The organism is Nostoc sp., assembly GCF_041747015.1.
In the GTDB taxonomy this organism is placed as follows: domain Bacteria; phylum Cyanobacteriota; class Cyanobacteriia; order Cyanobacteriales; family Nostocaceae; genus Nostoc.
This window is the reverse complement of sequence record NZ_JBGTFY010000096.1, coordinates 1-23,391: the sequence shown is the minus strand read 5'-3', so window position 1 is coordinate 23,391 and position 23,391 is coordinate 1. Positions and strand designations below refer to the sequence as shown.

The 23,391-nt window shown below is 40.3% G+C and carries 25 protein-coding genes and 1 pseudogene; 17 read left to right on the top strand and 9 right to left on the bottom strand.

Translation table 11 applies throughout. The features are described from left to right. Window positions 1-110 precede the first annotated feature (110 nt). Window positions 111-620: a DUF29 family protein gene (locus ACEW80_RS07195; RefSeq protein WP_373525938.1), complete on the top strand. Its 510-nt coding sequence runs from the start codon at window positions 111-113 to the stop codon at window positions 618-620. Window positions 621-667: 47 nt separating this feature from the next. On the opposite strand, the gene ACEW80_RS07190 is transcribed toward ACEW80_RS07195, so the two are convergent. Next, the gene (locus ACEW80_RS07190; protein ID WP_373525937.1) at window positions 668-1,111 is read right to left on the bottom strand and encodes a DUF29 domain-containing protein; all 444 of its coding nucleotides are present in this window, start codon (window positions 1,109-1,111) and stop codon (window positions 668-670) included. A 438-nt stretch (window positions 1,112-1,549) separates the two neighbouring features. Between ACEW80_RS07190 and ACEW80_RS07185 the strand changes: the two are divergent. The 4 genes and pseudogenes from ACEW80_RS07185 (at window position 1,550) to ACEW80_RS07170 (ending at window position 2,815) form a co-directional block, all read left to right on the top strand. After that, a pseudogene (locus ACEW80_RS07185) lies at window positions 1,550-1,849 on the top strand (type II toxin-antitoxin system HigB family toxin). After that, entirely contained in the window at window positions 1,833-2,252 is a 420-nt protein-coding gene (locus ACEW80_RS07180; RefSeq protein ID WP_373525936.1) for a type II toxin-antitoxin system HigA family antitoxin, read from the top strand. The pseudogene ACEW80_RS07185 and the gene ACEW80_RS07180 overlap by 17 nt, the downstream one beginning before the upstream one ends. Before the next feature lie 63 nt (window positions 2,253-2,315). After that, window positions 2,316-2,465 carry a hypothetical protein gene (locus ACEW80_RS07175; RefSeq protein ID WP_373525935.1) on the top strand — a complete coding sequence of 50 codons (150 nt, stop codon included), beginning with the start codon at window positions 2,316-2,318 and terminating at the stop codon, window positions 2,463-2,465. Window positions 2,466-2,581: 116 nt separating this feature from the next. Beyond that, complete coding sequence (locus ACEW80_RS07170; RefSeq protein ID WP_373525934.1) at window positions 2,582-2,815, top strand: hypothetical protein; 234 nt, start codon at window positions 2,582-2,584, stop codon at window positions 2,813-2,815. A 920-nt stretch (window positions 2,816-3,735) separates the two neighbouring features. Here ACEW80_RS07170 and ACEW80_RS07165 read toward each other — a convergent pair. Beyond that, entirely contained in the window at window positions 3,736-4,767 is a 1,032-nt protein-coding gene (locus tag ACEW80_RS07165; RefSeq protein WP_373525933.1) for a 1-acyl-sn-glycerol-3-phosphate acyltransferase, read from the bottom strand. A 121-nt stretch (window positions 4,768-4,888) separates the two neighbouring features. On the opposite strand from ACEW80_RS07165, the gene ACEW80_RS07160 reads away from it, so the two are divergent. The 4 genes from ACEW80_RS07160 to ACEW80_RS07145 all read left to right on the top strand — a co-directional run bounded on the left by ACEW80_RS07160 (window position 4,889) and on the right by ACEW80_RS07145 (window position 7,826). Continuing rightward, a complete protein-coding gene (locus ACEW80_RS07160; protein WP_373525932.1) occupies window positions 4,889-5,428 on the top strand; it encodes a hypothetical protein in 540 nt (179 codons plus the stop codon). 67 nt (window positions 5,429-5,495) lie between these two features. Then, on the top strand, window positions 5,496-7,220 hold the full coding sequence (locus ACEW80_RS07155; RefSeq protein WP_373525931.1) for an ABC transporter ATP-binding protein: 1,725 nt from the start codon (window positions 5,496-5,498) through the stop codon (window positions 7,218-7,220). 89 nt (window positions 7,221-7,309) lie between these two features. After that, window positions 7,310-7,570 (top strand): hypothetical protein, encoded by a 261-nt coding sequence (locus ACEW80_RS07150; protein WP_373525930.1) that lies wholly within the window; start codon window positions 7,310-7,312, stop codon window positions 7,568-7,570. Further along, entirely contained in the window at window positions 7,557-7,826 is a 270-nt protein-coding gene (locus ACEW80_RS07145; protein WP_292748256.1) for a type II toxin-antitoxin system mRNA interferase toxin, RelE/StbE family, read from the top strand. Before ACEW80_RS07150 ends, ACEW80_RS07145 begins: the two co-directional genes overlap by 14 nt. Before the next feature lie 64 nt (window positions 7,827-7,890). Here the strand turns inward: ACEW80_RS07145 and ACEW80_RS07140 are convergent, their stop codons facing one another. Together ACEW80_RS07140 and ACEW80_RS07135 are read right to left on the bottom strand one after the other, a co-directional pair. Next, on the bottom strand, window positions 7,891-8,403 hold the full coding sequence (locus tag ACEW80_RS07140) for a hypothetical protein (RefSeq protein ID WP_373525929.1): 513 nt from the start codon (window positions 8,401-8,403) through the stop codon (window positions 7,891-7,893). A 256-nt stretch (window positions 8,404-8,659) separates the two neighbouring features. After that, complete coding sequence (locus ACEW80_RS07135; protein WP_373525928.1) at window positions 8,660-10,138, bottom strand: YdiU family protein; 1,479 nt, start codon at window positions 10,136-10,138, stop codon at window positions 8,660-8,662. Window positions 10,139-10,260: 122 nt separating this feature from the next. On the opposite strand from ACEW80_RS07135, the gene ACEW80_RS07130 reads away from it, so the two are divergent. Then, window positions 10,261-10,908: an SMI1/KNR4 family protein gene (locus ACEW80_RS07130; RefSeq protein WP_373525927.1), complete on the top strand. Its 648-nt coding sequence runs from the start codon at window positions 10,261-10,263 to the stop codon at window positions 10,906-10,908. Between the two features lie 64 nt (window positions 10,909-10,972). On the opposite strand, the gene ACEW80_RS07125 is transcribed toward ACEW80_RS07130, so the two are convergent. Continuing rightward, complete coding sequence (locus ACEW80_RS07125) at window positions 10,973-11,548, bottom strand: GNAT family N-acetyltransferase (RefSeq protein ID WP_373525926.1); 576 nt, start codon at window positions 11,546-11,548, stop codon at window positions 10,973-10,975. A gap of 128 nt (window positions 11,549-11,676) precedes the next feature. On the opposite strand from ACEW80_RS07125, the gene bioB reads away from it, so the two are divergent. After that, window positions 11,677-12,684 (top strand): biotin synthase BioB, encoded by a 1,008-nt coding sequence (gene bioB, locus ACEW80_RS07120; RefSeq protein WP_373525961.1) that lies wholly within the window; start codon window positions 11,677-11,679, stop codon window positions 12,682-12,684. A 209-nt stretch (window positions 12,685-12,893) separates the two neighbouring features. Here the strand turns inward: bioB and ACEW80_RS07115 are convergent, their stop codons facing one another. From ACEW80_RS07115 to ACEW80_RS07105, 3 genes are all read right to left on the bottom strand, one after another. Next, window positions 12,894-13,163 (bottom strand): hypothetical protein, encoded by a 270-nt coding sequence (locus ACEW80_RS07115; protein ID WP_373525925.1) that lies wholly within the window; start codon window positions 13,161-13,163, stop codon window positions 12,894-12,896. Window positions 13,164-13,283: 120 nt separating this feature from the next. Further along, entirely contained in the window at window positions 13,284-13,889 is a 606-nt protein-coding gene (locus tag ACEW80_RS07110; protein ID WP_373525924.1) for a hypothetical protein, read from the bottom strand. Between the two features lie 143 nt (window positions 13,890-14,032). Further along, the gene (locus ACEW80_RS07105) at window positions 14,033-15,430 is read right to left on the bottom strand and encodes an amidohydrolase (protein WP_373525960.1); all 1,398 of its coding nucleotides are present in this window, start codon (window positions 15,428-15,430) and stop codon (window positions 14,033-14,035) included. An 83-nt stretch (window positions 15,431-15,513) separates the two neighbouring features. Between ACEW80_RS07105 and ACEW80_RS07100 the strand changes: the two genes are divergently transcribed. From ACEW80_RS07100 to ACEW80_RS07090, 3 genes are all read left to right on the top strand, one after another. Then, window positions 15,514-16,293, top strand: a complete 780-nt coding sequence (locus ACEW80_RS07100; protein ID WP_373525923.1) for a cysteine hydrolase family protein — start codon at window positions 15,514-15,516, stop codon at window positions 16,291-16,293. Between the two features lie 95 nt (window positions 16,294-16,388). Continuing rightward, window positions 16,389-16,844 (top strand): cupin domain-containing protein, encoded by a 456-nt coding sequence (locus tag ACEW80_RS07095; RefSeq protein WP_373525922.1) that lies wholly within the window; start codon window positions 16,389-16,391, stop codon window positions 16,842-16,844. A gap of 504 nt (window positions 16,845-17,348) precedes the next feature. Then, window positions 17,349-18,575 carry a tetratricopeptide repeat protein gene (locus tag ACEW80_RS07090; RefSeq protein ID WP_373525921.1) on the top strand — a complete coding sequence of 409 codons (1,227 nt, stop codon included), beginning with the start codon at window positions 17,349-17,351 and terminating at the stop codon, window positions 18,573-18,575. Here ACEW80_RS07090 and ACEW80_RS07085 read toward each other — a convergent pair. Further along, window positions 18,560-19,465, bottom strand: coding sequence for a phosphorylase (locus ACEW80_RS07085; protein WP_373525920.1), 906 nt, complete (start codon window positions 19,463-19,465; stop codon window positions 18,560-18,562). The genes ACEW80_RS07090 and ACEW80_RS07085 overlap by 16 nt on opposite strands. 192 nt (window positions 19,466-19,657) lie before the next feature. Between ACEW80_RS07085 and ACEW80_RS07080 the strand changes: the two genes are divergently transcribed. From ACEW80_RS07080 to ACEW80_RS07070, 3 genes are all read left to right on the top strand, one after another. Continuing rightward, complete coding sequence (locus ACEW80_RS07080) at window positions 19,658-20,920, top strand: HhoA/HhoB/HtrA family serine endopeptidase (RefSeq protein WP_373525919.1); 1,263 nt, start codon at window positions 19,658-19,660, stop codon at window positions 20,918-20,920. Window positions 20,921-21,364: 444 nt separating this feature from the next. After that, the gene (locus ACEW80_RS07075) at window positions 21,365-21,547 is read left to right on the top strand and encodes a hypothetical protein (RefSeq protein ID WP_373525918.1); all 183 of its coding nucleotides are present in this window, start codon (window positions 21,365-21,367) and stop codon (window positions 21,545-21,547) included. Window positions 21,548-21,601: 54 nt separating this feature from the next. Beyond that, the gene (locus tag ACEW80_RS07070; RefSeq protein WP_196515620.1) at window positions 21,602-21,907 is read left to right on the top strand and encodes a hypothetical protein; all 306 of its coding nucleotides are present in this window, start codon (window positions 21,602-21,604) and stop codon (window positions 21,905-21,907) included. The last annotated feature ends 1,484 nt before the right edge of the window (window positions 21,908-23,391 follow it).

Genomic DNA, 23,391 nt, shown 5'->3' with positions numbered 1-23,391 from the left:
AGTGCTGAGTAGAAAGATTTAATTCATAAGCACTACTCCTTACTCAGCACTGTTTTGGTAAGTCTTGATAATTTTGATAAAACTCTCGCGCTCTCGGTTCATAAAAATATATGACGCAAGAATTCATAGAATTAAGACAAAGTATTTTAGAAGGTCGTTATGATGAGGCGCTAGAGATTATTGATGATTTAGAGGAGATGAGTAAACAGGCAACTCTGCGAAAAATAGAAGCATTTTTAGTAAGATTATGTATTCATCTCATTAAAAATCAAATTGAACAGCGTTTAACTAACTCTTGGATTGCTTCAATCTCTGACTCAGTAATTCAAATTGCCAAATTAAATCTTAAAGATAATCAAAAATCTTACTATATTAAAGCTGATGAATGGCAAGAATATTTAGATGAAGCAGTAGCGATGGCAATTCGACCAGCAAGTGCTGAAATTTTTGATGGTACGTTAAAACCTAGTCAAATTTCCCAAAGGATTAATCAAGAACTATTGATTGATGTTGCTCAGAAACTGTTGTATTTAACTTATGAATATCAACCTAAAGAACTACCAGAGATTATTGATTATCATTTATCAGAATTACCAGGAGGTAAAGATTGGTTTGAGTAAGTTTAAAGATAAGAATCCAGAAGTCAGAATTAAAAAGACTTTGATACTCAATGCCAAAAACTTTCATTCAATAATGTTTCTACATCATTAGGAAAAGGACAATCATCAGGAAATTTTGTTTCATATTCCTTACTCATGTTTTTATGTGCATTTTGATAACATTCATCATATATAGTTAAGAAATAATTACGCAGACTGGGAGAATCTCGAAGAATACGATTTAATTCCTGTTGTGTGCGGCTAATTGTTGCTTCCCAACCGCCATAACATTCTGGTAAATTTACATAATTCCGTTTTAAGGCGTGTTCAAATAAAGTTGTCAAACGACTTTCTAATTCCCGTCTATCTCTCCTCCCCAATCCTTCTATCTCCTCAATTAAGTTTTCCCAGTCTACCTTGCTATAATCTTGGGATTGTAAGCTATTGATAGTCTGCTGAATCCACAATGCAAAGTCTGTCTCGTAGAGAGTTTTTACTGATGATTGAGTCATAATGATTAAAAACTTTAGAGTGCTTTAGCAATAGTTTAACCCAAGGGTTTAACAAAATTTTAAAGATATAGCGATACCTACGGTGGGCTTCTCTACGAGACCCTTCTCTACGAGACGCTCCGCGTAGCTTGCTTCCACGAAGTGGTACGGCAAGCTCAGGGCAGCGCGCTACGTGAATACCAACGCATTTTTTTTGGGCGTTCTACGTGGGTGGTTACGAAGATAACAGGATTTTAAGATGGTTGCTACAAAATGGCGATCGCACTTGTACTATAAGCTAATAAACATCGTCATGAGTACCAATGTCTAGCAAAAGAACATCGCACTAAGTCAATCATCATACATGAGCGATCGCTTTACTTTAATCAGCGATCGCACTATTCCTCTGACATTCCTCTCAATCAATGCTATCATTAGCACAAATTTCTCACTTTAGGGATGCACGTAATCAGCAAAGTGAAATTGCGGGAATTCTGGGTTCAACACGCTGATTCTGAAGATGCTCTCAATGACTGGTACAAGTTTGCTTCAATTGCGAACTGGTCTAATTTACTGGATGTTCAGAAAAGATATCCAAAAGCATAAGCGGTTGGTAATTTTACAGTGTTTAACATTAAAGGTAATAGCTATCGTTTAATAGTAGACATTAGATATTCCAGCCAGACAATTTTTATTAAATACGTTCTCACCCATCCTGAATACGATAAAGAAAGGTGGAAAGATGACTCCTACTTCTAGTCAACAAACCTATACTGACTTACTGATTCAGTATCAACCTAAGCCAATTAAAACAGAGCAGGAGTATAACAGAGCTCTAACAGCAGTCGAGGGGATGATGTCTGGCGAGTTGACAGAAGCCGAAACTGCCCTTTTTGAGTTGTTGGTTCTTTTGATTGAAAATTACGAGGAATGTCATTATGCGATGGGTGCATCAAAACCCGTGGCTACTTTGGAATCCCTCATGCATGAGTTTGATGTGGAACCAACTTCTTTAGTTGGGGTTTTTGGCTCTGTTGAGATTGTCAGGGAAGTGGTTAATGGTCAACGAAAAGTTAGCCAATCTCAAGCTGACTCCCTAGCTAAGTTTTTTAATGACCATTATTTTGGGCTTTCTCTAACGGCTCTTGACTTTAAACAGTAAGAAAATTGAAGATTAATAAGATTTCTGAGGAATTTCTCTAGATTTGGTTGGTGTGATGTTGCGATGGCTGCGCCAACGTCTGCGACGATCGTAATTCTACCAGCTAGCGCTGAAATTTTTGAGGGTACGTTAAAACCTAGTCAAATTTCCCAAAGGATTAACCAAGAACTATTGATTGATGTTGTTGAAAAACTGTTGTGTTTAATTTATTAGTATTAACCTAAAGAACTACTAAATATTATTAATCAACATTTAGCAGAATTACCAGGAGGTAAAGATTGGTTTTAGTAAATTTAAAGATAATATTAGGTAATTGAATCTAAAAACCAATGACTACAAACACACACTTTAACGCTAAAGTCAACAACGGCACAATTGAAATTCCTATTGAGTATCAAGATGAGATACGCAACGCCGAAATCGTGCAAATTGTGATCTTGAAACCCTTGCCAAAAAAGAAATGTTTTCCGCAAACGGGTATCATCGCCCAGTTAACTGCAAATCCTATCCAGATCGCAAGTTTCAAACCACTCACCCGAGAAGAAGCAAATGAACGCTGGTGATTTGACACGATGCTTTGTTGATTCCAATATTTGGCTTTATCGTTTTATTTTGAACCCCAGCGATCGCATCGTGTGCGGTTTACTGCCACTGATATAACTTTATAATTCAAGCTAACAAGCAAAAGGCATGACCTAAAAAACCAAGCAGAGCAATTTGTTACGATAACTTCTATACTAATCAGGTTTGCTTAAGCATTTGCTAGAAATAAACAAACTGTTGTTACTAAGGTGCAAGCATTTATAACAAATGAGTACCCAAATACGATATCGAAGTACCCAAATACGATATCGGAGTACCCAAATACGATATCGGAGTACCCATTTATAATTAATGCTTAATTTGTTAGCTTAAATTTTAAGTATTTGTTATGCTGAGTACGCGATCGCACCGATCGCAGCAAATGAGTATCCATTTATAATAAATGCTTAAGCTTGTTGTTGCTAACAAATAAATATTCGTAAAGTCCGGGTCTGTCTTTGTAACGAGTGGACAAGCTATTATTATCACGGGAACTGGATTTGTAACGTTGCTGCTGCTTCGACTTCCACAACAGCTTGAGCAATTTCTGGGTCTTGGTCTGCTGCTGCTTTGAGTTCCAGCACTGCTTCACCATAATCTAAACGCTGCGGTTCATTTCCCTCAACAGCACTGGTGAGTAATGGCGATTTATTCTTCTGGCGGAGTAATCCGATTAACTTACCACCTAGCGCCCATGTAGCATCACCAATGTTTTCGCCGATTTTCTCTTGAGCTTTAGTCCAAAGTGTAGTTGCGATGTCTACGACGGGCTACGCCTACGCAGTAGCAACAGCCGTCAGTGTCACAGTTAGCATAAATTTACTACAAACTTACAGCAGTTTTTATTTAATTGAAACACATCGTAAACCTGTTATCATCAAAAAACTTAAGCTTGTACTATTTATAATTTACCTAAAACCTGATTAATTTGAAGTTGCAGTTTTTCTCGTAATTGTTGCGCCTGTTGATAAACTGCTGTACGTCCTTTGTTTGAGTGGGTGTCTAATTCTGCTGGCTCTAGAGGCTGAATAAAGTAACGCAGACGAGTTTTCATTGCCCAAACTCCCATTGAGGGAAACAGAAGTAAGCCAAACATCAAAGGCGAAAAAGGCAAAAATGGTAACTTGACTAGCTGTTGCAATTTTTTTAAATTAACAGTCCAAGGATGTAAAGATTCACTACCGATGCAAACAACTGGCAGAATCGGAATATTATAGCGATCGCTCAACTGAATAAAGCTAACATCAAACTTTTCTAGTTGATAGCGTCTTTTCCAACCTTTCAGAGGCCCGCGCATACCTTCGGGTGCATACAAGAGAATTTTACCTTGGGCAATTGCTGCCTCAAAATCATTTAATTCGGCTCGCACACCACCTAAAACCTGTGACCATTTAGCTGGTAACCACCAAATTACCCAAGGATGATCAAATAATGCTGGACTTGCTAGGGGATGCACTTCCCATCCTCCGGCTTCACTTAATAGATAACCCAAGGTCAAAAAATCCCAAGGAAAACACATCCCTGCATGATTCATTACCACAATCAATGGCCCTGTTTGCGGCAAGTTTTTGACTTGCTGCATCTCTCCACGAAAATAATATTTAACAATGGGGCTAAGAATTTCTACGCGAAAAGCTTTTTGATACTTAGGATCAAATTCACCAACTTCTTTTCGTGGTAAACGACAGCCAAGACGCAACCAGCGATTTAGTAGCGCCAGATAGAATCCACCAGGAATTAAAAATAATCCATATTCTATCCAATTCCAACCATCTGGATCGGTATAATAGTGCTGCCAGTGGCGGTTAAATAAAATCAGCCAGCCTGGAGGATACCAAAGACAAAACCAATCAAACCAACTAAATTTATAGCCTTCATCTGAAACTTTTTCCAAATGAGTATATAGGAGGTTTTCGGAGTCTTGATTAATCAAAATAGTGATGTGAATTAGGCAACAGTTTCGTTAGTGTACCATAGCTTTGTTATTGGCATCTTACTATAGAAGTAAAAATAACATTGAGTTAGTTAAATACCAAAAATCCTACTTAACAAGAATGACTTCCTTCAACATCAACCTTTATCTGTTTCTAGAAAACCTTGTCTTTTTCGTAATTGCCACATTTTTTATTGTGGTTGTAAACAGGGGGTGGAAAGACACAAAGCCCTATACTCTGCCTTTACCATTACCTGCTTGGTATAAAGTCTGGTTTCTATCAGTGCAATTGCTAGGAGCACTGCTGCCATTAGTAGTTATGCTGTTATGGGGTGTATGGTGGGGCGAACGCACTGTGTTAACTGTGCTTGGCTGGTATTTTATAGTATTAGGGTTGCAAATCCTCTCGGAGATAGTTACACTCAGGCAGTTACAAAATGTAGTCTGGGTGATGGTTCCTTACATATACCTGCCTTACCGCTTCTGGCAGTTGTATGAAGGTTTGACACTTTTGGGTTCTAAAACCGAGTTGTTGTGGGTAAGATATTTATTGATTTTTGAACTGGTGTTGTGGATGGTGAACTATGCCTTAGATATATCTCAACTACCAAGGCTACTTCGCTGGGAAGTAAAATCAAACTCCGACGTTAGTATCAGTTAAGTGTTCAGAAACTCTCTAAAAGCTGATAGCGTCAAACAAAGGAAGATATCGTTGTGGACTTTCGAGCTTGAAAACCCGTTCTAATTACTGGCTACTGCTGCCTTACATCCGACTCCAGTGGAAAACCATCACCAAGGGACTTGTTGGCATTTTAGGATACGTGCTGGCAACATTAGTGCTGATAAATCTCGCCGGGAAATTGGCAACTCCCTTTGCACAAGGTAATGTAGTAGCGATCGCTCAAATAACTGGTAGCTGTGCCTTAGTCTTTCTTGTCAGAGGCTTGTTTCAGTCTATACAAGATATGTACATGGCAAAAGCTGCTTTGAGAGTTGCTTTTCATCTCCGCCAGCAAGTCTACGCCCATCTTCAAAAGCTGAATCTCAGCTATTTTGAAACGGCCAAAGCCGGGGATTTATCTTACCGCCTCACAGAAGATGTTGACCGGGTTGGCGAAGTCGTAAATAAAGGATTTCACGACTTTATTCCCTGCATTTTGCAGTTGGTGGCAATTCCAATTTACATGATTTACCTGAATTGGCAGCTGACATTAGCAACGGTGATTGTTGCACCCTTGATGGGTATTTTAGTCGGCTGGTTTGGTGAACGGTTACGCAAGTATTCCTTAAAAAGTCAAAATCGGGTGTCGGGTTTATCGGCTATCCTCTCAGAAGTTTTCAACGGTATTCGTTTGGTACAGGCTTTTGCTGCCGAAAATTACGAAATTGCCCGCTTTGGCTATGAAGCAGAACGCAGTCTGAAAGCAAAATACTCAGCCGAACGCCTCAAAGCGATTCAAATTCCGATCATCGGATTTCTGGAAGCCTTAAGTGCGTTATCGTTACTGATTGTGGGAGCATGGCAAATTTCCCAAGATAACTTAACAGTGGCGGATTTCTTCAGCTATTTAGCGGCGGCGGCGCTGTTAATTGACCCCATTGGTCACACCACGAATAATTACAACGAATTTAAGCAGGGTGAAGCATCTGTTGATCGCGTTTTTGAATTGATGGCAATTCAGCCGACGGTGATCGAAAAGATCAATGCGATCGCTCTACCTCCAGTCAAAGGCAAAGTAGAATATCGTCATATTTCCTTCGCTTATAAACCAGGTGAACCCGTATTAAAAGATATCAGTTTATTCGTATCGCCAGGTGAAGCGATCGCTCTTGTGGGTGCTTCTGGTGCTGGTAAAACCACATTTGTGAATCTCCTCCCGCGTTTTTACGACCCCGAAGTTGGGCAAATCTTTATTGACGGTGTTGATATTCGAGATGTCAAACTGCATAGTCTGCGGCGACAAATTGGGATTGTTCCCCAAGAAACCATCATGTTTTCGGGGACAATTGCCCAAAATATCGCTTTTGGACAAGATGTTTTTGACATGGAAGCAGTTAAAGAGGCGGCAAAAATTGCTAATGCCCATCAATTTATCAGCCAACTGCCAGATGGTTATCAGACTTGGGTGGGTGAGCGTGGGGTAAACTTATCTGGAGGACAAAGACAAAGAATTGCGATCGCTCGTGCTGTTCTGCTCAATCCCCAAATCTTGATTCTGGATGAGGCGACATCAGCATTAGATTCCGAGTCGGAAGCACTGGTACAGGAAGCGCTGGAAAGATTGATGGAAAAACGGACAGTGTTTATTATTGCTCACCGTTTATCAACCGTTAGACGGTGCGATCGGATTTTAGTTCTCGAACAAGGACAAATTGTCGAATCGGGAACCCATGAAGAATTATTAGCTTTAGAGCGTCGCTATGCACGGTTTTATGCTCAACAATTTAGTTAGGCAGAAAGGAGAGTAGGGAATCTCACTTCTTTGGAGTACAAGTATCATAGGAACAGAAAACCGAATTATCAAATAACTAGGTACTCATCATGATTCAAGATGACATCATTAAGGAATTGCAATATATTCCCGAATCAAAACTACAGGCACTATACGAACTAATTCACTATTTTCGGCTTGGGATTAACAGTGAGATGGAAAAACAATCTAGTGAGTCCGAAGACTTAAAAATAGATAAAAATCTATGTATGAATACCTTGCAGAAAATTAAGCAGGGCGATTTATCAAGTTTTAGTGAGATTGGTGATGTGAAAACATACATTCAAGACTTAAAACATGAAATTAGTTAAAGATGATGACTATAACCGTAAAGAACGAAAATTCTTTAAAAAACGCCCTCATTTAATTGATAAATATGGAGAAGTCTTAGAAAAGCTAAAAACTAACCCATTTGACACATCACTAAAAACGCATAAATTAAAAGGCGAACTTAGCGAATTTCATTCATGCAGCTTAACCTATGAATATCGAATTATTTGCGTATTTTTAATACAAGATGAAACGATTGTTTTAGTCGATATTGGTAGCCACGATGAAGTTTATTAACGCATTACTATGACTACCCAACCCGAAACCGAACTAGAATCTATTATTAGAGTGTTACCAATGGCTATCTAAACATATTGCTAACTCGCTCTCTTGAAATGCCAAGTTTAGCTTCTTGCAATGCTGATTGAGTGTCCAAAGGTAATTTATAAAGATCGAGTGTTATTGTTTTTGGTGAAGCTGCAAATGTACCATTTACGCAAAATCCTAAAATTTCCGAATAAGAACTAGTTGAATTAAGAATAATGTGTTGAGTAACTACATCTCTATCAGGAATTAAATCATTTCCGTACTTACCCTTTAATTGAAATGCAGCAACTATATTACCATTAGAAAGAGCAGTGTAGAACAACGGTTTAGCTGCCAATTGCTGATTTATTTTATAGGCTTGATTGTTGGAAATAAATGGTCGATAAATAGTAGGAGCCGTATGGTTAAAAATGTCATATCGTGAAACGTAACGATTGACATTGCCAGCGTGAATTTTACAGAATTCAGGCGTAGATTGGGCTTGTGCTACCGATTGAATTGTTAAAGATGTAATTGCACAAATCAAAATTGATTTGATAGCTTTCATTTAGTGTTTTCCCTGATGAAGACATTCCTCTAGCTTAAAATGCAGTAATTTTTCTTACCTCGGTAAAAGCGCTAGACTTTCTTAATGCTTTTTTGGGGGATGTCGTCAAATATCTGTTAACCCGGTTTTCTATGCGAGTGCTACTCATACCCCATTTTCTTATGGAAACGCAGGGCAAAGCCATCTAAATATTGACAATAAAGCAGAGGGGCAAAGGAAAAAAATGATTTTCGGTACAAGCCTTGCCCCATGCTAACTATCTCCTCGACTGAATTGCCTTGATTAACTCATAAAAAGGTTGCCAATTATCTTCCTGAGCAATTGCTTCCCAAATAGATTCAATCACAGGTCTTAATAATGCCGTTTGCGGATTATGAACAGCTAGAGTTTGGGCAATTACATCAATGCGTAGGCGTAGCCCGTCGTAGACATCGCACTCCAAATCATTCAAAATTTTATGGTATAGTATACACCAATCATCAAAAATTCCTGATGCACCCGGTACTGGTACAATATCGGAACCATTCATTACAAAACCTGGTTCATCTCGCCATTTAGATGAAAAAGTGCGAGCCATCTCATAAAAGAATTGGTGATAACCAACTTGGCTCACTTTCAAAAATTCAATCGTTAGATTCAACAGTTCCCCAGCTTCTGGATGTGCCAACTCCCCAAAACCCAACTTTTTCAACATCAAAGAACTGTATTCAGCTTCATAATATTCACCAAACCTAGCTAATCCAGACTCCATTTCGGCTTTATCTATAATCGCCTTCAAAGGTTCCTGGAGCATTTCTAAATTCAACTGGCAAATAATTGGTTGATTACCGTAACAGTAGCGTCCAGAATAGTCAAAATATGCAGCTATAAAGTAGGGGTTATAATTAGGGATAAATGCGAAAGGGCCATAATCAAAACTCTCTCCCGTAATCGACATGTTATCAGTATTAAGAACTCCATGACAAAAGCCAGCCGCCATCCACTGCGCTGCTAGTTCTGCAACCCGTTTAACTAATTCGGCGTAAAACAGAGCATATTTCTCTTCTTCAGTACTTAAGTGTTGATAATACTGCTCAATTACATGGTCTAATAACTTCTGAGTTAAATCTGGACGCTGAAAATAGTGCAGTCGCTCAAAAGTGCCAAACCGAATATGAGAACTGCTCATCCTCACCATCACAGATGAACGGGTAGGCGAAGGTTCATCGCCCCGCCAGAGTGGTACACCTGTTTCAATCATGCTCAGACAGCGCGAAGTCCTTACACCCAAATAGTGCAGTGCTTCCGCAGCCAGAACTTCCCGCATTCCACCTTTGAGCGTGAGCATACCATCGCCACCACGGGAGTAGGGCGTTCTCCCAGAGCCTTTCGTGCCAAAATCGTACAATTCGCCATCATTAGCACGTATTTGCCCGTAGAGAAAGCCTCTACCATCACCCAACTGCCCGTTATATTCCCCAAATTGATAGCCGTGGTAACGCAGCGCCAACAAGGGTTTGCGCCCCTGAAATTTACCAAAAGCTGCGATAAAATCTTCGTCTTTGACTACTTGGGGGTCTAGACCGAAACGGGGTAATAGTTCATCGTTACGCCAACGCAAGAGGTGTTGGGGAAATTCTGCCGCCGCAACCTCATCGTAGTAGTCATCGCCTAGAGATTCTAAGGCGCTTTCGTAGTTGACGGTGAGAAAAGGATTGCTAGAATTTTTGTTGTTTGGAGTTTCAGCCAGAGTCATTACGAGCAAAGCTTAATTCATTCTTCCCTTAATACTACCTCTGGCTTCGGCATCAGCATAGACGCAAAAAGCGACCCATATCCCAAATATGGTAGCGCCACCATTAAAATCTGGAGCGGATAATGAATAAAATTTTGCAATTAAAGAAAAAGTTGACTCAATTGGCTATTTTAGACGCTACATTTGAGGTTTTTGGTTCAGAATTACACCAGTATCAATTTAAACCTTGCTTGAGTAACAAAGATATTCAAGTGTTTGAATCCAGATATAGTATTATACTACCAAGTGAATATCGAAACTTTCTCTTAGAAGTTGGTAACGGTGGTGCAGGACCCGGATACGGCTTATGCGGACTGGCGGGAATTGAATCCGAAGATGTCACTCCAGAAAAGCCATACCGAGAGAATTACGAAATTCTCTGTAAACCATTTCTTTTAAAAGAAGCATGGAATGATTTGGATTTAATTGTCAACAATGATGCTTACTTTGACGATAAATTAATTCATGGCACTCTAAGCATTACAAATTATGGTTGCGGCATTTATGCAATGTTAATCGTTACTGGGGAACAATCAGGAAACATTTGGATAGATGACCGTACTAATGATAATGGAATATATCCTGCTTCTTTGAGTTTTTGTCATGCTTTCCATGACGTTGATCCTAATGATTTTAATCCCAATAGCGATGATGAACAGCCTTTAACTTTTTATGATTGGTATGAAGACTGGCTCAACCGAAGTTTGGAACAAATTCGTCAGAATTCGTAATACTTCGGCTGCGCTCAGTACAAGTTCGTAATGACGCTGCGCTATTGATCGTCTATAAATTATTTTAAAATTTAGGTGGTTGCCAATTAGGATTTATAAGACTTGTGAGAATATGATCTTCCCATTGCCCGTTAATTAACAAATAGTCTCTAGCATATCCTTCAATGACAAAATCTAGTTTTTTAAGTACATTACCACTGCGCCGATTGTGAGGCATATAATTAGCCATAATCCGGTGAAAATTTAACTCTTGAAATAGATATTGAGTTGCTGCTTTTAGCCCTTCTGTCATATATCCTTTACCTTGTTTCTTTTCAGCAAGACTATATCCGACATAGCAAAAATGAGCCGCTCCTCGGACAAAGTTACTAAAATTGACAGTTCCAATAATGACGGTGGGATTTTTTTTTGTAAAAATAAATAGCTTTAACGATTGGCCATTGATAAATTCCAGAAAATTATTCTCTATCTGATACTGCCAATATTCTTCAGTAAAAAAACCATCAGCCCAAAAAGGGTAGAATGGAGTGAGATAAGTTTTATTATTAATGAAGTATTTGATAATTTGAGGTATATCTTCATGGATCGCTACTCGTAATAATAAGCGATCGCTTGTAATTAATGGCAGTTCTGATATCATAACAGGACTTAATCGACGGGATATCTTCTCTAGATTGTGTAAATTCTCTCATACTTGCGGTTTAACAGTATTCAACTTTGTTGTATTATGATGTTCCAATTAGCAGAATCAGCCGTAAGGATAGTGATGTGGTGGGAATACGCTACGATTGGCAGGAATTAGAGATTCGGGCGATATACAACACGCCATTGCTAGAGCTTATTTATCAAGCTGCTAGTGTGCATCGCCAATATCATGACCCAACAAAAATACAAGTTTGTAAGCTTATATCGATTAAAACGGGAGGTTGTCCAGAAGATTGTAGCTACTGTGCCCAATCTTCGCGCTATCAAACAGAGGTAAAGGCGCAAGCACTCCTAGAAAAAGAAACCGTAATTGGCATCGCCCAAAAAGCTAAAGAAACTGGCGTTAGTCGCATCTGCATGGGTGCTGCTTGGCGGGAGGTGCGGGATAACTCACAATTTGAGGAAGTCCTGGAAATGGTCAAGGATGTAACCGCAATGGGTTTAGAAGTGTGCTGTACTCTGGGTATGTTGACGGCAAATCAAGCTAGGAAGTTGGCAGAAGCGGGACTTTACGCCTACAACCATAACTTAGATACCTCGCAGGAATATTACAGCACAATTATTACCACCAGGACTTATAGCGATCGCTTAAACACAATTGAAAATGTCCGTCAGACAAATGTTACTGTATGTTCCGGCGGTATCCTGGGTTTGGGCGAAACTGTCGAAGACCGTGTGGGTATGTTACAAACTCTGGCAAACTTACATCCACATCCAGAATCCGTGCCGATTAATATTCTCTCACAAGTACCGGGTACACCCTTAGAAAATCAGCCGGATGTCCCCATTTGGGATGTTGTGCGGATGATTGCCACAGCCAGGATTTTAATGCCAGCTGCCGATGTGCGTCTTAGTGCCGGTAGAGCGAGACTTTCTCAAGTTGAGCAAGCTTTCTGCTTTATGGCAGGAGCCAATTCGATCTTTTCTAGCGACGATAACAAAATGTTGACGGTGACAACTCCCTGTCCAGATTATGATAGCGATCGGGAGATGTTGAATTTACTTGGTTTGGGAATGCGTCCGCCTTCTCAAAGACAGGAAAATGTGGCAAGTCCGGCTGTTGTGGGGTAAATTGATTTCTTGCAAAAATTAGAATTAAGAATTTTTGGCGTTGCTGAATCTAGGGATGAATGTCTCGCGCAAAGGCGCAAAGACGCAAAGGAAAATCCATAAAATCATCCCGCATTTATGCAACGCCAAGTTTTTAAGCACAGAGAAATATTGGTGTTTATCTGTAGTTCAATTCAAAAAAATCTATTTTTGCAAGAGGTCTAATATCTCTATACTGTCCTGATCAATCTACCACCAACAGCATAGACTGCATTAAATCCGATTCGTTCTGCCCAAATTGCTGCATCAGCCTGTTTAGATTGTAATCGGCGACTAATTACTACTAAATCATTACCGATTTCATATTCACCCGTCTCAACATTAATTGAGATAATTTTACCAATATTCTCTGCTGTCTCCACTTGAAGGCGGATACTCTTCTCATAGAGTTCTTTGCCACGTCGGGTAATTTCTTCGCCATTGAGTTTGGGGTGAGACATACAGGCAATTTCCCAATTTAAGTTAGTAGACTCCTGCCATTATTGTAAACCCAGATTACAGCCGAGCAGTCTTTGTATAGGAGGTTAAACCGTATTTCTTTGTATTTTACAACCCCATGACTAGCCCTTTTTGTTGATGCAAGACGAATTTGTTTTTGGGCGAATACAAGTTTTAGGGAACTCGACAGAAGAACCATCTAACATTCCTTTGTAGAGGCAAAGTAAATTTTCTAGATGATCTTCGCTTAATTGGTTAAAGGGTACAGGAAATTCTTCTACAGGTATGATACGTCTATTTTTTGCCTTCAAACCTAGAGCGTGAAATCCAGTCTTAACACCTGCATGAAGATAGACTTCCTGAAGTTCTCCACAACCTAGATAGTGAGCAATACGCATTGCCACATCATAAGTAGCTAATTCACCAAAGCCTTTGACTTCCTTTCTAACAGAGTGAACAAATTGATGAATAGTTTTAAAATTGTCAAAACCAGTAATACGCTCAGTATCAAAATGTTCTAAGGCAATCTCAGCCGCTAAAGGTAAATACTTGGGAATACCATAACGGGATTGATGATCTTCAACTTCTCCCTTTTCGTTTATACTAAGAAAAGCTCTTTCGACAGCATCTCTTAAATTGCCAGGTTGTTTATACCAAGAATATTCCTCCTCTACACGGCAATAAAAATTTTCATGATAGTGGTTGAATATGTCGGTGTAAGATTTCATATCTAAAAACTCATTGCTCAAGCTTTAGTGTAATCTTAGACACTAAAATAGTCAACTTTACTAAGTATATTTTCTCCTTTTTTAACTGAATATTAAACACCAAAGCACGAATTTTTTGCCGCAGTTCTGTATTTATTTGTCTTTTACAACCCCATAACCTTGCGATAATGAGCCTCAATTTGCGCGACGGTTTCAGACTTGCGCTTTGTCTCCCATTGACTGCGGTTAAATAATTCTTGCCGCAAATCATCAACATTAATAGTAGTCACTTTACCATCAGCAACAATTTGCTTGCCATTCACCCAAACACTATCAACAACATTTGTGGGACGACCTAAAACTAATAAACCAATAGGATCTGTACGCGGAAGTAATGATAAATTAGTGAGGTCATAAAGTACCAAATCAGCTTGTTTACCGACAGTTAAAGAACCGAGTTTATCTGCAAGATTAAATCCTTTTGCGCCTCCCAACGATGCCATTTCTATCGCTTGGCGGGGCGTAATCCAGTGTTGATAATCTGAGTCTGTGACATTATGTAAAATAGAACCAATTTTGATTGCTTCTAGCAAATCTTGAGAGTCATTACTAGAGGCACCATCACAACCAAAAGTTACATTTACTCCAGCTTGGCGATATTTTAAAATGGGGGCGATGCCACTGCCTAAACGCAGATTACTTAAGGGATTATGAACAACTGTAGATTGAGTTTGGGCGAGGATGGCGATATCAGCATTATTTAACCAAACGCAATGAGCAAGTGAAGTGCGATCGCTTAAAAAACCGATTCTTTTCAAATGTTCAACAGCAGTACAACCGTATTTTTCTTGAGCGAGTTTTTCCTGTGCTTTAGTTTCAAGTAAATGAGAGTGACGACAAAGATTATAGCGATCGCTTAATTCAATACACCCCTTAAATAAAGCATCAGTACATAATTGTATCCCTGTTGGTGCAACTAAAATACTCACACCTTCATCTGGGCGATGAAATTGTCGCACCGCCTCTTCGATGATTTCTAATGTTGCCGCCGTTGAGCGAAAATAAGGTTCATGACTTTGGGCTGATTCCCCGGAGGGCATACCTGCGGTAAGGGATTCATCTTGAATTAGGGGGGCGATAAAGGCGCGAATTCCAACTTCTCTGTAAGCACGAGTTGCAGTGGCGATCGTTTCCAATTCAAGTCCGGGAATTAACACCAGATGATCTACCACACTCGTCCCGCCAGAAAGTAGGGTTTCCACCGCCGTACCCAAAGCGCTGAGATAAACCTTTTCAGTGTCGAGGGGGGCAAAATCATAAAGTTCCGCTAGCCATAATTCTAAAGGGAAAACTGACATAATTCCGCGTTGCCACATTTCTGAAGAGTGGGTGTGGGCGTTGAAAAAGCCAGGTAGCAATAGCTTATTTTTGCCATCTATGGCAGTGCCGACAACATCTAGATTGGGTGCAATGGCAGCAATCGCACCATCCACAAGCTGTACATCTACTGTTGCATAATCATCACCGATAGCAATCATAACATTTTTGATGGTAAAAATTATCATATTTAACCTTGATTAAGTAATCGTATTTTCAACTAAATTTCAAGTTACAAAATAGAAAATGGTCTTGGGTATTGTAATTTATGGATCTGCCTTTTCGGACATTGGGAGTTGCACCAAATGCGTGGACAGTGAATAATGCGATCGCAGATATCACTCGTCTTCAAAAGACCCCACAACCCGTTATTTTATCAACAGAAACTAAAACCTTACGCCTAGACTTGGCAAAATCTGCTATCCTCGTCATTGATATGCAAAACGACTTCTGTCACCCCGATGGCTGGTTAGCGCATATCGGCGTGGACGTAACTCCGGCACATCAGCCTATTGAACCTTTGAACAACTTACTTCCAGAATTGCGTGAGGCTGGTGTTCCAGTCATTTGGCTAAATTGGGGGAATCGTCCCGACTTACTCAATATTAGTGCTGGTTTGCGTCATGTCTATAACCCAACAGGGGAGGGTGTGGGATTGGGCGATCCACTACCAAGCAATGATGCCAGAGTACTCATGGCAGGTAGTTGGGCGGCGGCAGTGGTAGACGAACTAGAACTGCTACCGGAAGATATTTGTGTGGACAAATACCGGATGAGTGGGTTTTGGGATACACCCTTAGATAGTATCCTGCGGAATTTGGGAACAACGACAATATTCTTTGCTGGTGTCAATGCTGACCAATGTGTACTGACAACTTTATGTGATGCCAACTTTTTAGGATATGACTGCGTGTTAGTTAAAGACTGCACTGCCACAACTTCTCCTGAATATTGTTGGCTAGCGACATTGTACAACGTCAAACAATGCTTTGGTTTTGTCACCGACTCCCAAGCGATTTTAACAGTGCTGCAAAAGAGACGCGATTAATTGCATCTAGACATATTATAACTAACAACTCAACATTCAAAACTCGTATCTCATAAATTTTCATAACCATCAGTAACTTCCGAGGAGATAAATAAATGTACGCTACTCGTTGTGTAATTCCGGTTATCAAATCTCCCAAAGATTACCAAGTATATCGCATCAGTCCCCACGACTCTAATCGGTTAGCGATTGTCTTCGATTCGACAAACGCTAATACTTCCTTGACTTGCTGCATAGAAATTTTTGATGTTGGTGGACAAACACCGCAAAATCGCCATCAGTGGGCGGTAGAAATGTTTTTTGTCCTCAAAGGGGAAGCGATCGCCATTTGTGACGGCAAGAGTGCCAGGATTAAAACTGGAGATAGTTTGTTGGTGCCTCCCACTGGTACTCATTTGATCAAAAATACAGGTTCTACACGTTTGTACACGCTAACTGTTATGGTGCCTAATGAAGATTTTTCTGAACTAATTCGCAGTGGAACTCCGGTGGAATTAGATGAAGAAGATATGGCAGTACTGGGAAGATTTGATACTTTGATGCCTTGCTAGAAATATTTTACACCACAGATGCTCTTACAGCAGTTTTTATTTATTTGAACCACATTTGTTGTAAGGGCACAGCATTGCTCATTCGCAACTCGCAATGCGATCGCATCTACCAAAAATCAGAAACCTACCCCGCTAAAGCTACACTTTGTCTACCATAAGAGTTTGCGGGGAGGGAATTAAGGGGGAACTAGTACATTAGTATTAGCGTCAGAGTAGAGGTAGCGAGTCATCGAGCGTCAAGGGTTTCCCGACTTGTACCAAGCCCAAACGACTGGAAGTTTACATCAAAGTCTTCCCCGGTTTTCTTTGCTTGCCTCAATAGATAATTTTCTTTAATTAAAGTATATTAAATATTACCCTAACGATCATTCTCAAAAATCTACGTTTGAGTGATAAAAAAGTTTTTACACACCTTAATTTATGATTATTTGCGGAATTACAGGCTTGGAAGTTGAAGAATATAGCTATTGATACCTAGAGTACTGGAAGTTAGGGTAACAACTAATGCATCGGAATTATTTACAAAAAATTAGCCGTAAGATAACTGAGAAGCTGGAATTATCTCTGTTTAAAAGTAACAGAGATGCAAAAATAGCTCCTGTATTTGACTCTCAAGTTGACTTTTTATTACAGCTACTCCAGGCTTCAGCAGACAGCGACGGTGATGCCAAAGTGATACACTCACTGCTGGAAGCAAACCAAGAGAAGCTAGACATGAACTTTGCCCAAGTGTTACGCAGTTGGACAACGGCAACTCTATTAGACTTAGATCCAGAATCAGCACAAAACACTGTTATAGATGTATTCAATTTTAGCTACCAATTGCAAGACTGTTCCTTAGGGAACCGGGCGGATAATCTGGAAATTGCGATTACAGGTTATGAAATTGCGCTGACTATTTTCACCCGCGATCGCTTTCCCGAAGAATGGGCAATAATGCAGCACAACCTGGGCAATGCCTACCTTGACTGCATCCAAAGGGAGAAGGTAGAAAATTTAGAACAAGCTATCTCTTGCTACCAACAAACTTTGCAAGTTTACACCCGCGATCGCTTTCCTGATGAATGGGCGACAACGCAAAACAACTTAGGCTTAACTTATTTTTACCGCATCCAAGGAGAGAAGGCAGAAAATTTAGAACAAGCTATCTCCTGTTACCAAAAAGCTTTGCAAGTTTACACCTGCGATCGCTTTCCTTATGAATGGGCGACAACCAAAAACAACTTGGGCTTAACTTACTTTTACCGCATCCAAGGAGAGAAGGCAGAAAATTTAGAACAAGCTATCTCCTGTTACCAAAAAGCTTTGCAAGAATACACCCGCGAGGCTTTTCCTCAAGATCATGCAGAAACTGCCTTCACTCAGGGTTTGGCTTACGTAGACGCCAAACGTTTTACAGATGCTTACGACATTTTTAAATCTGCCATTGACACTGTAGAATTCCTGCGGGATGAAATTGTCTCTGGCAATGAAATTAAAAAAGAATGGAATAAACTTTATCGCTGCATGGTAGAAGTTTGTGTGGAATTGCAATACTATGACCAAGTAGTTGAATATATCAAGCGTAGCAATATACCTAACTTAGTAGAACTGCCGATAATTCAAAGCTCACCAGAACTGTATCAGTTGCAAAACATTAACAAAGAAAAGCACTTTCTAGAAGCAGAAGTAAAATACAATTTAACTGAGATGTTGTACCAGTTTCAACAACCACCTCAGGATTTATTCTGATCGGATACAGCAACATTTTTAAGGATAGTCATCGGTCCTTGGGCTTTGATAATCTCCATTTGTGCGGCATTCTGCACTAGCAAAGTACCAGCGAATCCTAATGAATTCACAGAGATGGATTGGAAATGCTCTTGCGATCGCGGTACAATCAGCATCCATTCTCGTGTCATCAGCAGATTATAAGCGCTAGATTGCCTTGCATCCAAACTCAGAGCATCTAGCAAAGTGCGATAAACATCCAGTATTGCTTGGGCTGCTGTAAATGGCATCCAATGGGGATCTAAGGGTGCAAAAGCGTGTACAAAAGGAAGTTTTGGTAAAGTTGCAATCAAGTTTTGAGATTGTACTGATGTCAGCAGAGGTTCAATAGGTATCTGTAGATCTGAAGGTGTAAGTGGTAATGGAACTAATTGCAAGTGCTTGTGTCGCTGACTAGCACCTGCGGTTTTGCCACTATTATAGAAACCTAAACCATCAAAATCAGCTAGACAAGCCCACAGAGATGCAAAATCTTCGAGAGTGAGTAAACTTTCCTGTTCTTCAAAGGCGCGGGTGATGATTAACAGGTGATAATCAACAACATTGAATTTATTTAAGATGCATACATGGGTATCGGAGATATCCGCCACAAATAGATCCTTTTCGTAGGGCAAGAAAGGATTAAACTCTTCACCAGACGCGGTAGATTGTTTTTCTTGTTTCTCCTTAGCTGCTTTTTTGCGATTCAGGTTGGACAAAATCCGTACTAAAAAGCGCACGCCATCCTGCTCGACAAATTCAAATTCCGTTGGTATCGACAGCAGCGCCCCGCATTGCAGAGCATATTCAGTCCGTTCTTTAACACTTGTCCATAAAGTGCCAGACTTAAGTAATATTTTCCCCTGTGCCATTTTTAACCCGGTAGAAAGGCATAAGTGTCATTGGTGTCAACTTTAGAAAAAACCTGCTTTGTTTCGAGGTTTTGCCCTCATCCCCTGCTAAAATACCAAACTCTTTACAATAAAGCAATATCTCTGCAACAAAACTGCTATAAATAATATCTACATTAGTAATACATCTAACCATATTCTTCCAGACAGCAAATGCAAAACGAATCTCCCGACAGAGAACACCCATCAAATAGCATTTTACATAACACAACTAATACCAAATACTATAATAGAGTAGTCTGGAAAAAGGCTGCCGCCTCTCTATCGCTAGTGCTGCTGGGATCAGGGATGACATTGGCAGGCGGTTATATAGCTGGAAATCCTCAGCAGGTATCTGAAAGTGCGTCTAATTTGGCAGTGAGTCGAGTCAATGCTGCTCCGGCATTACCAGTCGCCACAGATTCTAACTTTGTTATACAAGTGGTGCAGAAGGTCGGCCCAGCAGTAGTACGGATTAACTCTTCCCGAACGGTAAGAAGTCAAATTCCAGATCAATTTAACGATCCATTTTTTCGCCGCTTTTTTGGTTCGCAAGTGCCACAATCACGAGAAAGGGTAGAACGCGGTACTGGTTCCGGTTTTATCATCAGTGCCGATGGTCGCATTCTCACTAACGCCCATGTAGTAGATGGGGCTGATACGGTGACAGTGACACTCAAAGATGGGCGTACCTTCCAAGGTAAGGTGCTAGGAAAAGATGAATTAACCGATGTCGCTGTTATCAAGATTCAGGCGGACAATTTACCTTCAGTAGTCTTGGGTAACTCAGATACACTGCAAGCAGGAGAATGGGCGATCGCGATCGGCAATCCCCTGGGATTAGATAATACAGTAACTACCGGAATCATCAGTGCCACCGGACGCAGTAGTAATCAAATCGGCGCTCCTGATAAGCGAGTAGAGTATATTCAAACCGACGCGGCGATTAATCCCGGTAACTCCGGCGGACCTCTGCTAAATTCCCGTGGCGAAGTGATTGCCATGAATACTGCCATTATCCAAGGCGCACAAGGATTAGGCTTTGCGATTCCTATCAACACAGCACAACGCATTTCCAGTCAACTGATAGCTACAGGCAAAGTACAACATCCTTATCTGGGAATTCAGATGGTAGGATTAACGCCTCAGCTAAAACAAAATATCAACTCAGATCCCAATAGCGGTTTGAGGGTGAATGAAGATAAAGGTGTATTGGTTGTGAAAGTTTTACCAAATTCACCTGCGTCTAAAGCAGGGATACGTGCTGGTGATGTTATCCAAAAAGTCGGTGGTCAATCAGTCACAGATGCCAGCAGCGTCCAAAAGGCAGTAGAAAATAGCCAAATCGGGAGCGATTTACGGATGGAATTAAGTCGAAATGGACAGAATCTTAACATAGCTGTGCAACCTGGGGCTTTCCCTATCCAAGTGCAATAAAAGTTTTGCTATCAAAGGTGAATCTTCTGGGATGGGTATTTTGCCCGTCCCTTTTTTTATGAAACTGCGCTAAATAGGCGAGGCGACTATTCAGTATCAGGAGCATCAACGTTGAAATCGTCGTGAAGGAGTTGCATATAAAATAAATAGGGTAAACCGAAAAAGTAGGTAGTCTAACTTTTTGTAAAACAGTAGCAATTGTTGCTGATGGAGTCAGGCGATCGCAGTAAAATTTTTGAATTAACTCTAATAAGAACCCCATAATTCCTAACTCTGACCAGATACTTGCATCTTGTTTGTTTAGGAAAGTTTTGTAGTAGCCGTTCTTTAAGCGATCGTATACTACTTGACCTCTAAACTTATGGCACTTCTCTTTAAGTCTCAGAATCTATAGTGAATATCTAGTTACTTTGACTAGACATTTTTTATATTTGAGAAGCAACAATGGCATCTAATCACTTATCTGAAGAAAATCATCCGTTTTTGTCTCTATTGATTTATTTGTATTATCTGCTAAGTCTTTCCTGGGCTTTCTATCCTACAGACTTTTTAAGTCTCCTTAGTAGTATTTATGAGCAAATTGTTGGGATATTGGCTCGTGGACGAGGCAGAGTGCCAGTAGTTTAAATAACGACCTGGACAACGTTGTAAAACTGATATTAAATTACATTCAAAAGACAAATGACGAACGTAAAAAACTTCCAAAAACTAGTAGAACTGGCAGATGAGTATGGGATTATTTGCCAGCCAACACAAGAAGAATGCTTGATTGGCTCTTTGCCTGGAGAGGATGATTTCTTATTAGCTTTTACTTGGTCTGGTACCCTTGAGGGAGAGCCGCCAGAACAGGAATTAATCGCAATTAGTGTACAGGACATGGTTAAAGAAGTTACCGTTGCAGCTTGGCAAATTCCTATTTATTTATTCGGAAACGTTTTAAGACAAGCACAGATGCTTGTGGCTGCCCACAAAGATTTTCTTAGCTAGCAGACAAGTTTTTGCTAAGAATTACTATCCCTTTCCATTGTGGCTACGCAATAAACTGGCACTCGTAGTCAGGACTTTAGTCCTAGTTTATAATGGGGACTTCAGTCCCCATTATAAACTAGGCAGTATATAACTAAACTCGTCAATTTTTACCACATTAAACGCTGTCGCTCAGAAAATTAAAGCTGTAGTTACCACAAATTAAGTTGTCGTTACCACGGATAAAGCTGTGGCTATAATCGTTCAAAGTGTTATAAGTAATTAGGACTTACGCACTATACAAATTAACCGTGATGTGGATTAACGAAAATAGGTCGTTTCAGGCTTTTATTAATTATCCTTATGATGCCTACGGCGGTAAACTACGTAAATAGACTACGCTGTAGGGGTTTAGCAATGCTAAACCCTTACGAAAGATGTGGCTTTCAACCATATCCATATTTGGTATTTCTTCTCAATGCGTAAGTCCTAGTAATGTTGAAGTTGTAGAAACCACAGCTTCAATATTACTTATGAATGCCTTATCTTTCACCGCAGGAGGATTTATTCTAAATTACTCCGATATGTCGTTACGCCGTTAACGTGAATTTTCCAAGGTTTGTAAAACCTTCCAAAGCCTCAGAAACAACCTCTGGCAAGAGGTTGAATGAGTTTGTTAAAAATATCGTCACAACCATATTGCACAGTCAAAAATGAAAAGGAGTCAGAAGTCAGAATCCAGGAGTCAGAATACCCCAGCAATCAAGTCAGGGGTTTCAAGCAAGGAATACTTTTCTTCTCCTCCACGACTGTTCGCGCAGCGTCTCGTAGAGAAGTCGGGGGCAAAAGATGCACGATTCAGACGCTCTCTTACGAGACGCTAAAAGCGTAGCTTGCTTCTCTGTAAGAGTACGAAGACTCGCTACCGCTCCGCTATCCACTTTTTCGTTCAGAATTCAATTCTGTTAGCGGATAGCTAAGGTTTAGCCCATTCTGGCTCCTGACTCCTGATATTCTTCTTCGGTAAAATTGTAGAAGTTGAACACAAGGCAAATGACTGACACACCCGAATATTTCCATTTCATTCTCATCTAGTCCGCCTCAGAATGAATTCTGAGTCTAATAGCGAAAGTCGTCTAAAGACGACTAATAAAAGGTTATAGTCCGTTTTAACGGACTTTAGCTATTAGCCCTGAACTTTAGTTCTGGGCGGTTTCTGTCTAGAACGAAATAGCCCTGGGGGTAATACTCTGCGGGAAGCCGCTTCTTTACGAGACGCTTTGCGAATGCGTCTACATGAATTGCTCCTACAGCGTGTAGTTTTGCGTAAGTCCTATCTTTGGATCTGATTTTTAACTGTCTGCTAGTGACATACTCCTACACTGACTGAGTACAGTACAGTGTAGGCTTCTCACCCAGTCCAGCTATTGCTTCGGAGGCGATGAGCTTTGTTTAGAGTCCACGAGATGCCCCTCCGCAGACTTTGTAGCTTGCTTCCCTGAAAG

Excerpts from the sequence above, each read along its gene's own strand:
- ACEW80_RS07090 (WP_373525921.1), top strand. The coding sequence starts at position 17,349 with ATGCATCGGAATTATTTACAAAAAATTAGCCGTAAGATAACTGAGAAG.
- ACEW80_RS07100 (WP_373525923.1), top strand. The coding sequence starts at position 15,514 with ATGGATCTGCCTTTTCGGACATTGGGAGTTGCACCAAATGCGTGGACA.
- ACEW80_RS07130 (WP_373525927.1), top strand. The coding sequence starts at position 10,261 with ATGAATAAAATTTTGCAATTAAAGAAAAAGTTGACTCAATTGGCTATT.
- ACEW80_RS07135 (WP_373525928.1), bottom strand. The coding sequence starts at position 10,138 with ATGACTCTGGCTGAAACTCCAAACAACAAAAATTCTAGCAATCCTTTT.
- ACEW80_RS07170 (WP_373525934.1), top strand. The coding sequence starts at position 2,582 with ATGACTACAAACACACACTTTAACGCTAAAGTCAACAACGGCACAATT.
- ACEW80_RS07125 (WP_373525926.1), bottom strand. The coding sequence starts at position 11,548 with ATGATATCAGAACTGCCATTAATTACAAGCGATCGCTTATTATTACGA.
- ACEW80_RS07115 (WP_373525925.1), bottom strand. The coding sequence starts at position 13,163 with ATGTCTCACCCCAAACTCAATGGCGAAGAAATTACCCGACGTGGCAAA.
- ACEW80_RS07095 (WP_373525922.1), top strand. The coding sequence starts at position 16,389 with ATGTACGCTACTCGTTGTGTAATTCCGGTTATCAAATCTCCCAAAGAT.
- ACEW80_RS07110 (WP_373525924.1), bottom strand. The coding sequence starts at position 13,889 with ATGAAATCTTACACCGACATATTCAACCACTATCATGAAAATTTTTAT.
- ACEW80_RS07175 (WP_373525935.1), top strand. The coding sequence starts at position 2,316 with ATGGCTGCGCCAACGTCTGCGACGATCGTAATTCTACCAGCTAGCGCT.
- ACEW80_RS07070 (WP_196515620.1), top strand. The coding sequence starts at position 21,602 with ATGACGAACGTAAAAAACTTCCAAAAACTAGTAGAACTGGCAGATGAG.
- ACEW80_RS07180 (WP_373525936.1), top strand. The coding sequence starts at position 1,833 with ATGACTCCTACTTCTAGTCAACAAACCTATACTGACTTACTGATTCAG.
- ACEW80_RS07160 (WP_373525932.1), top strand. The coding sequence starts at position 4,889 with ATGACTTCCTTCAACATCAACCTTTATCTGTTTCTAGAAAACCTTGTC.
- ACEW80_RS07145 (WP_292748256.1), top strand. The coding sequence starts at position 7,557 with ATGAAATTAGTTAAAGATGATGACTATAACCGTAAAGAACGAAAATTC.
- ACEW80_RS07080 (WP_373525919.1), top strand. The coding sequence starts at position 19,658 with ATGCAAAACGAATCTCCCGACAGAGAACACCCATCAAATAGCATTTTA.
- ACEW80_RS07195 (WP_373525938.1), top strand. The coding sequence starts at position 111 with ATGACGCAAGAATTCATAGAATTAAGACAAAGTATTTTAGAAGGTCGT.
- ACEW80_RS07140 (WP_373525929.1), bottom strand. The coding sequence starts at position 8,403 with ATGAAAGCTATCAAATCAATTTTGATTTGTGCAATTACATCTTTAACA.
- ACEW80_RS07075 (WP_373525918.1), top strand. The coding sequence starts at position 21,365 with ATGGCATCTAATCACTTATCTGAAGAAAATCATCCGTTTTTGTCTCTA.
- ACEW80_RS07085 (WP_373525920.1), bottom strand. The coding sequence starts at position 19,465 with ATGGCACAGGGGAAAATATTACTTAAGTCTGGCACTTTATGGACAAGT.
- ACEW80_RS07150 (WP_373525930.1), top strand. The coding sequence starts at position 7,310 with ATGATTCAAGATGACATCATTAAGGAATTGCAATATATTCCCGAATCA.
- ACEW80_RS07190 (WP_373525937.1), bottom strand. The coding sequence starts at position 1,111 with ATGACTCAATCATCAGTAAAAACTCTCTACGAGACAGACTTTGCATTG.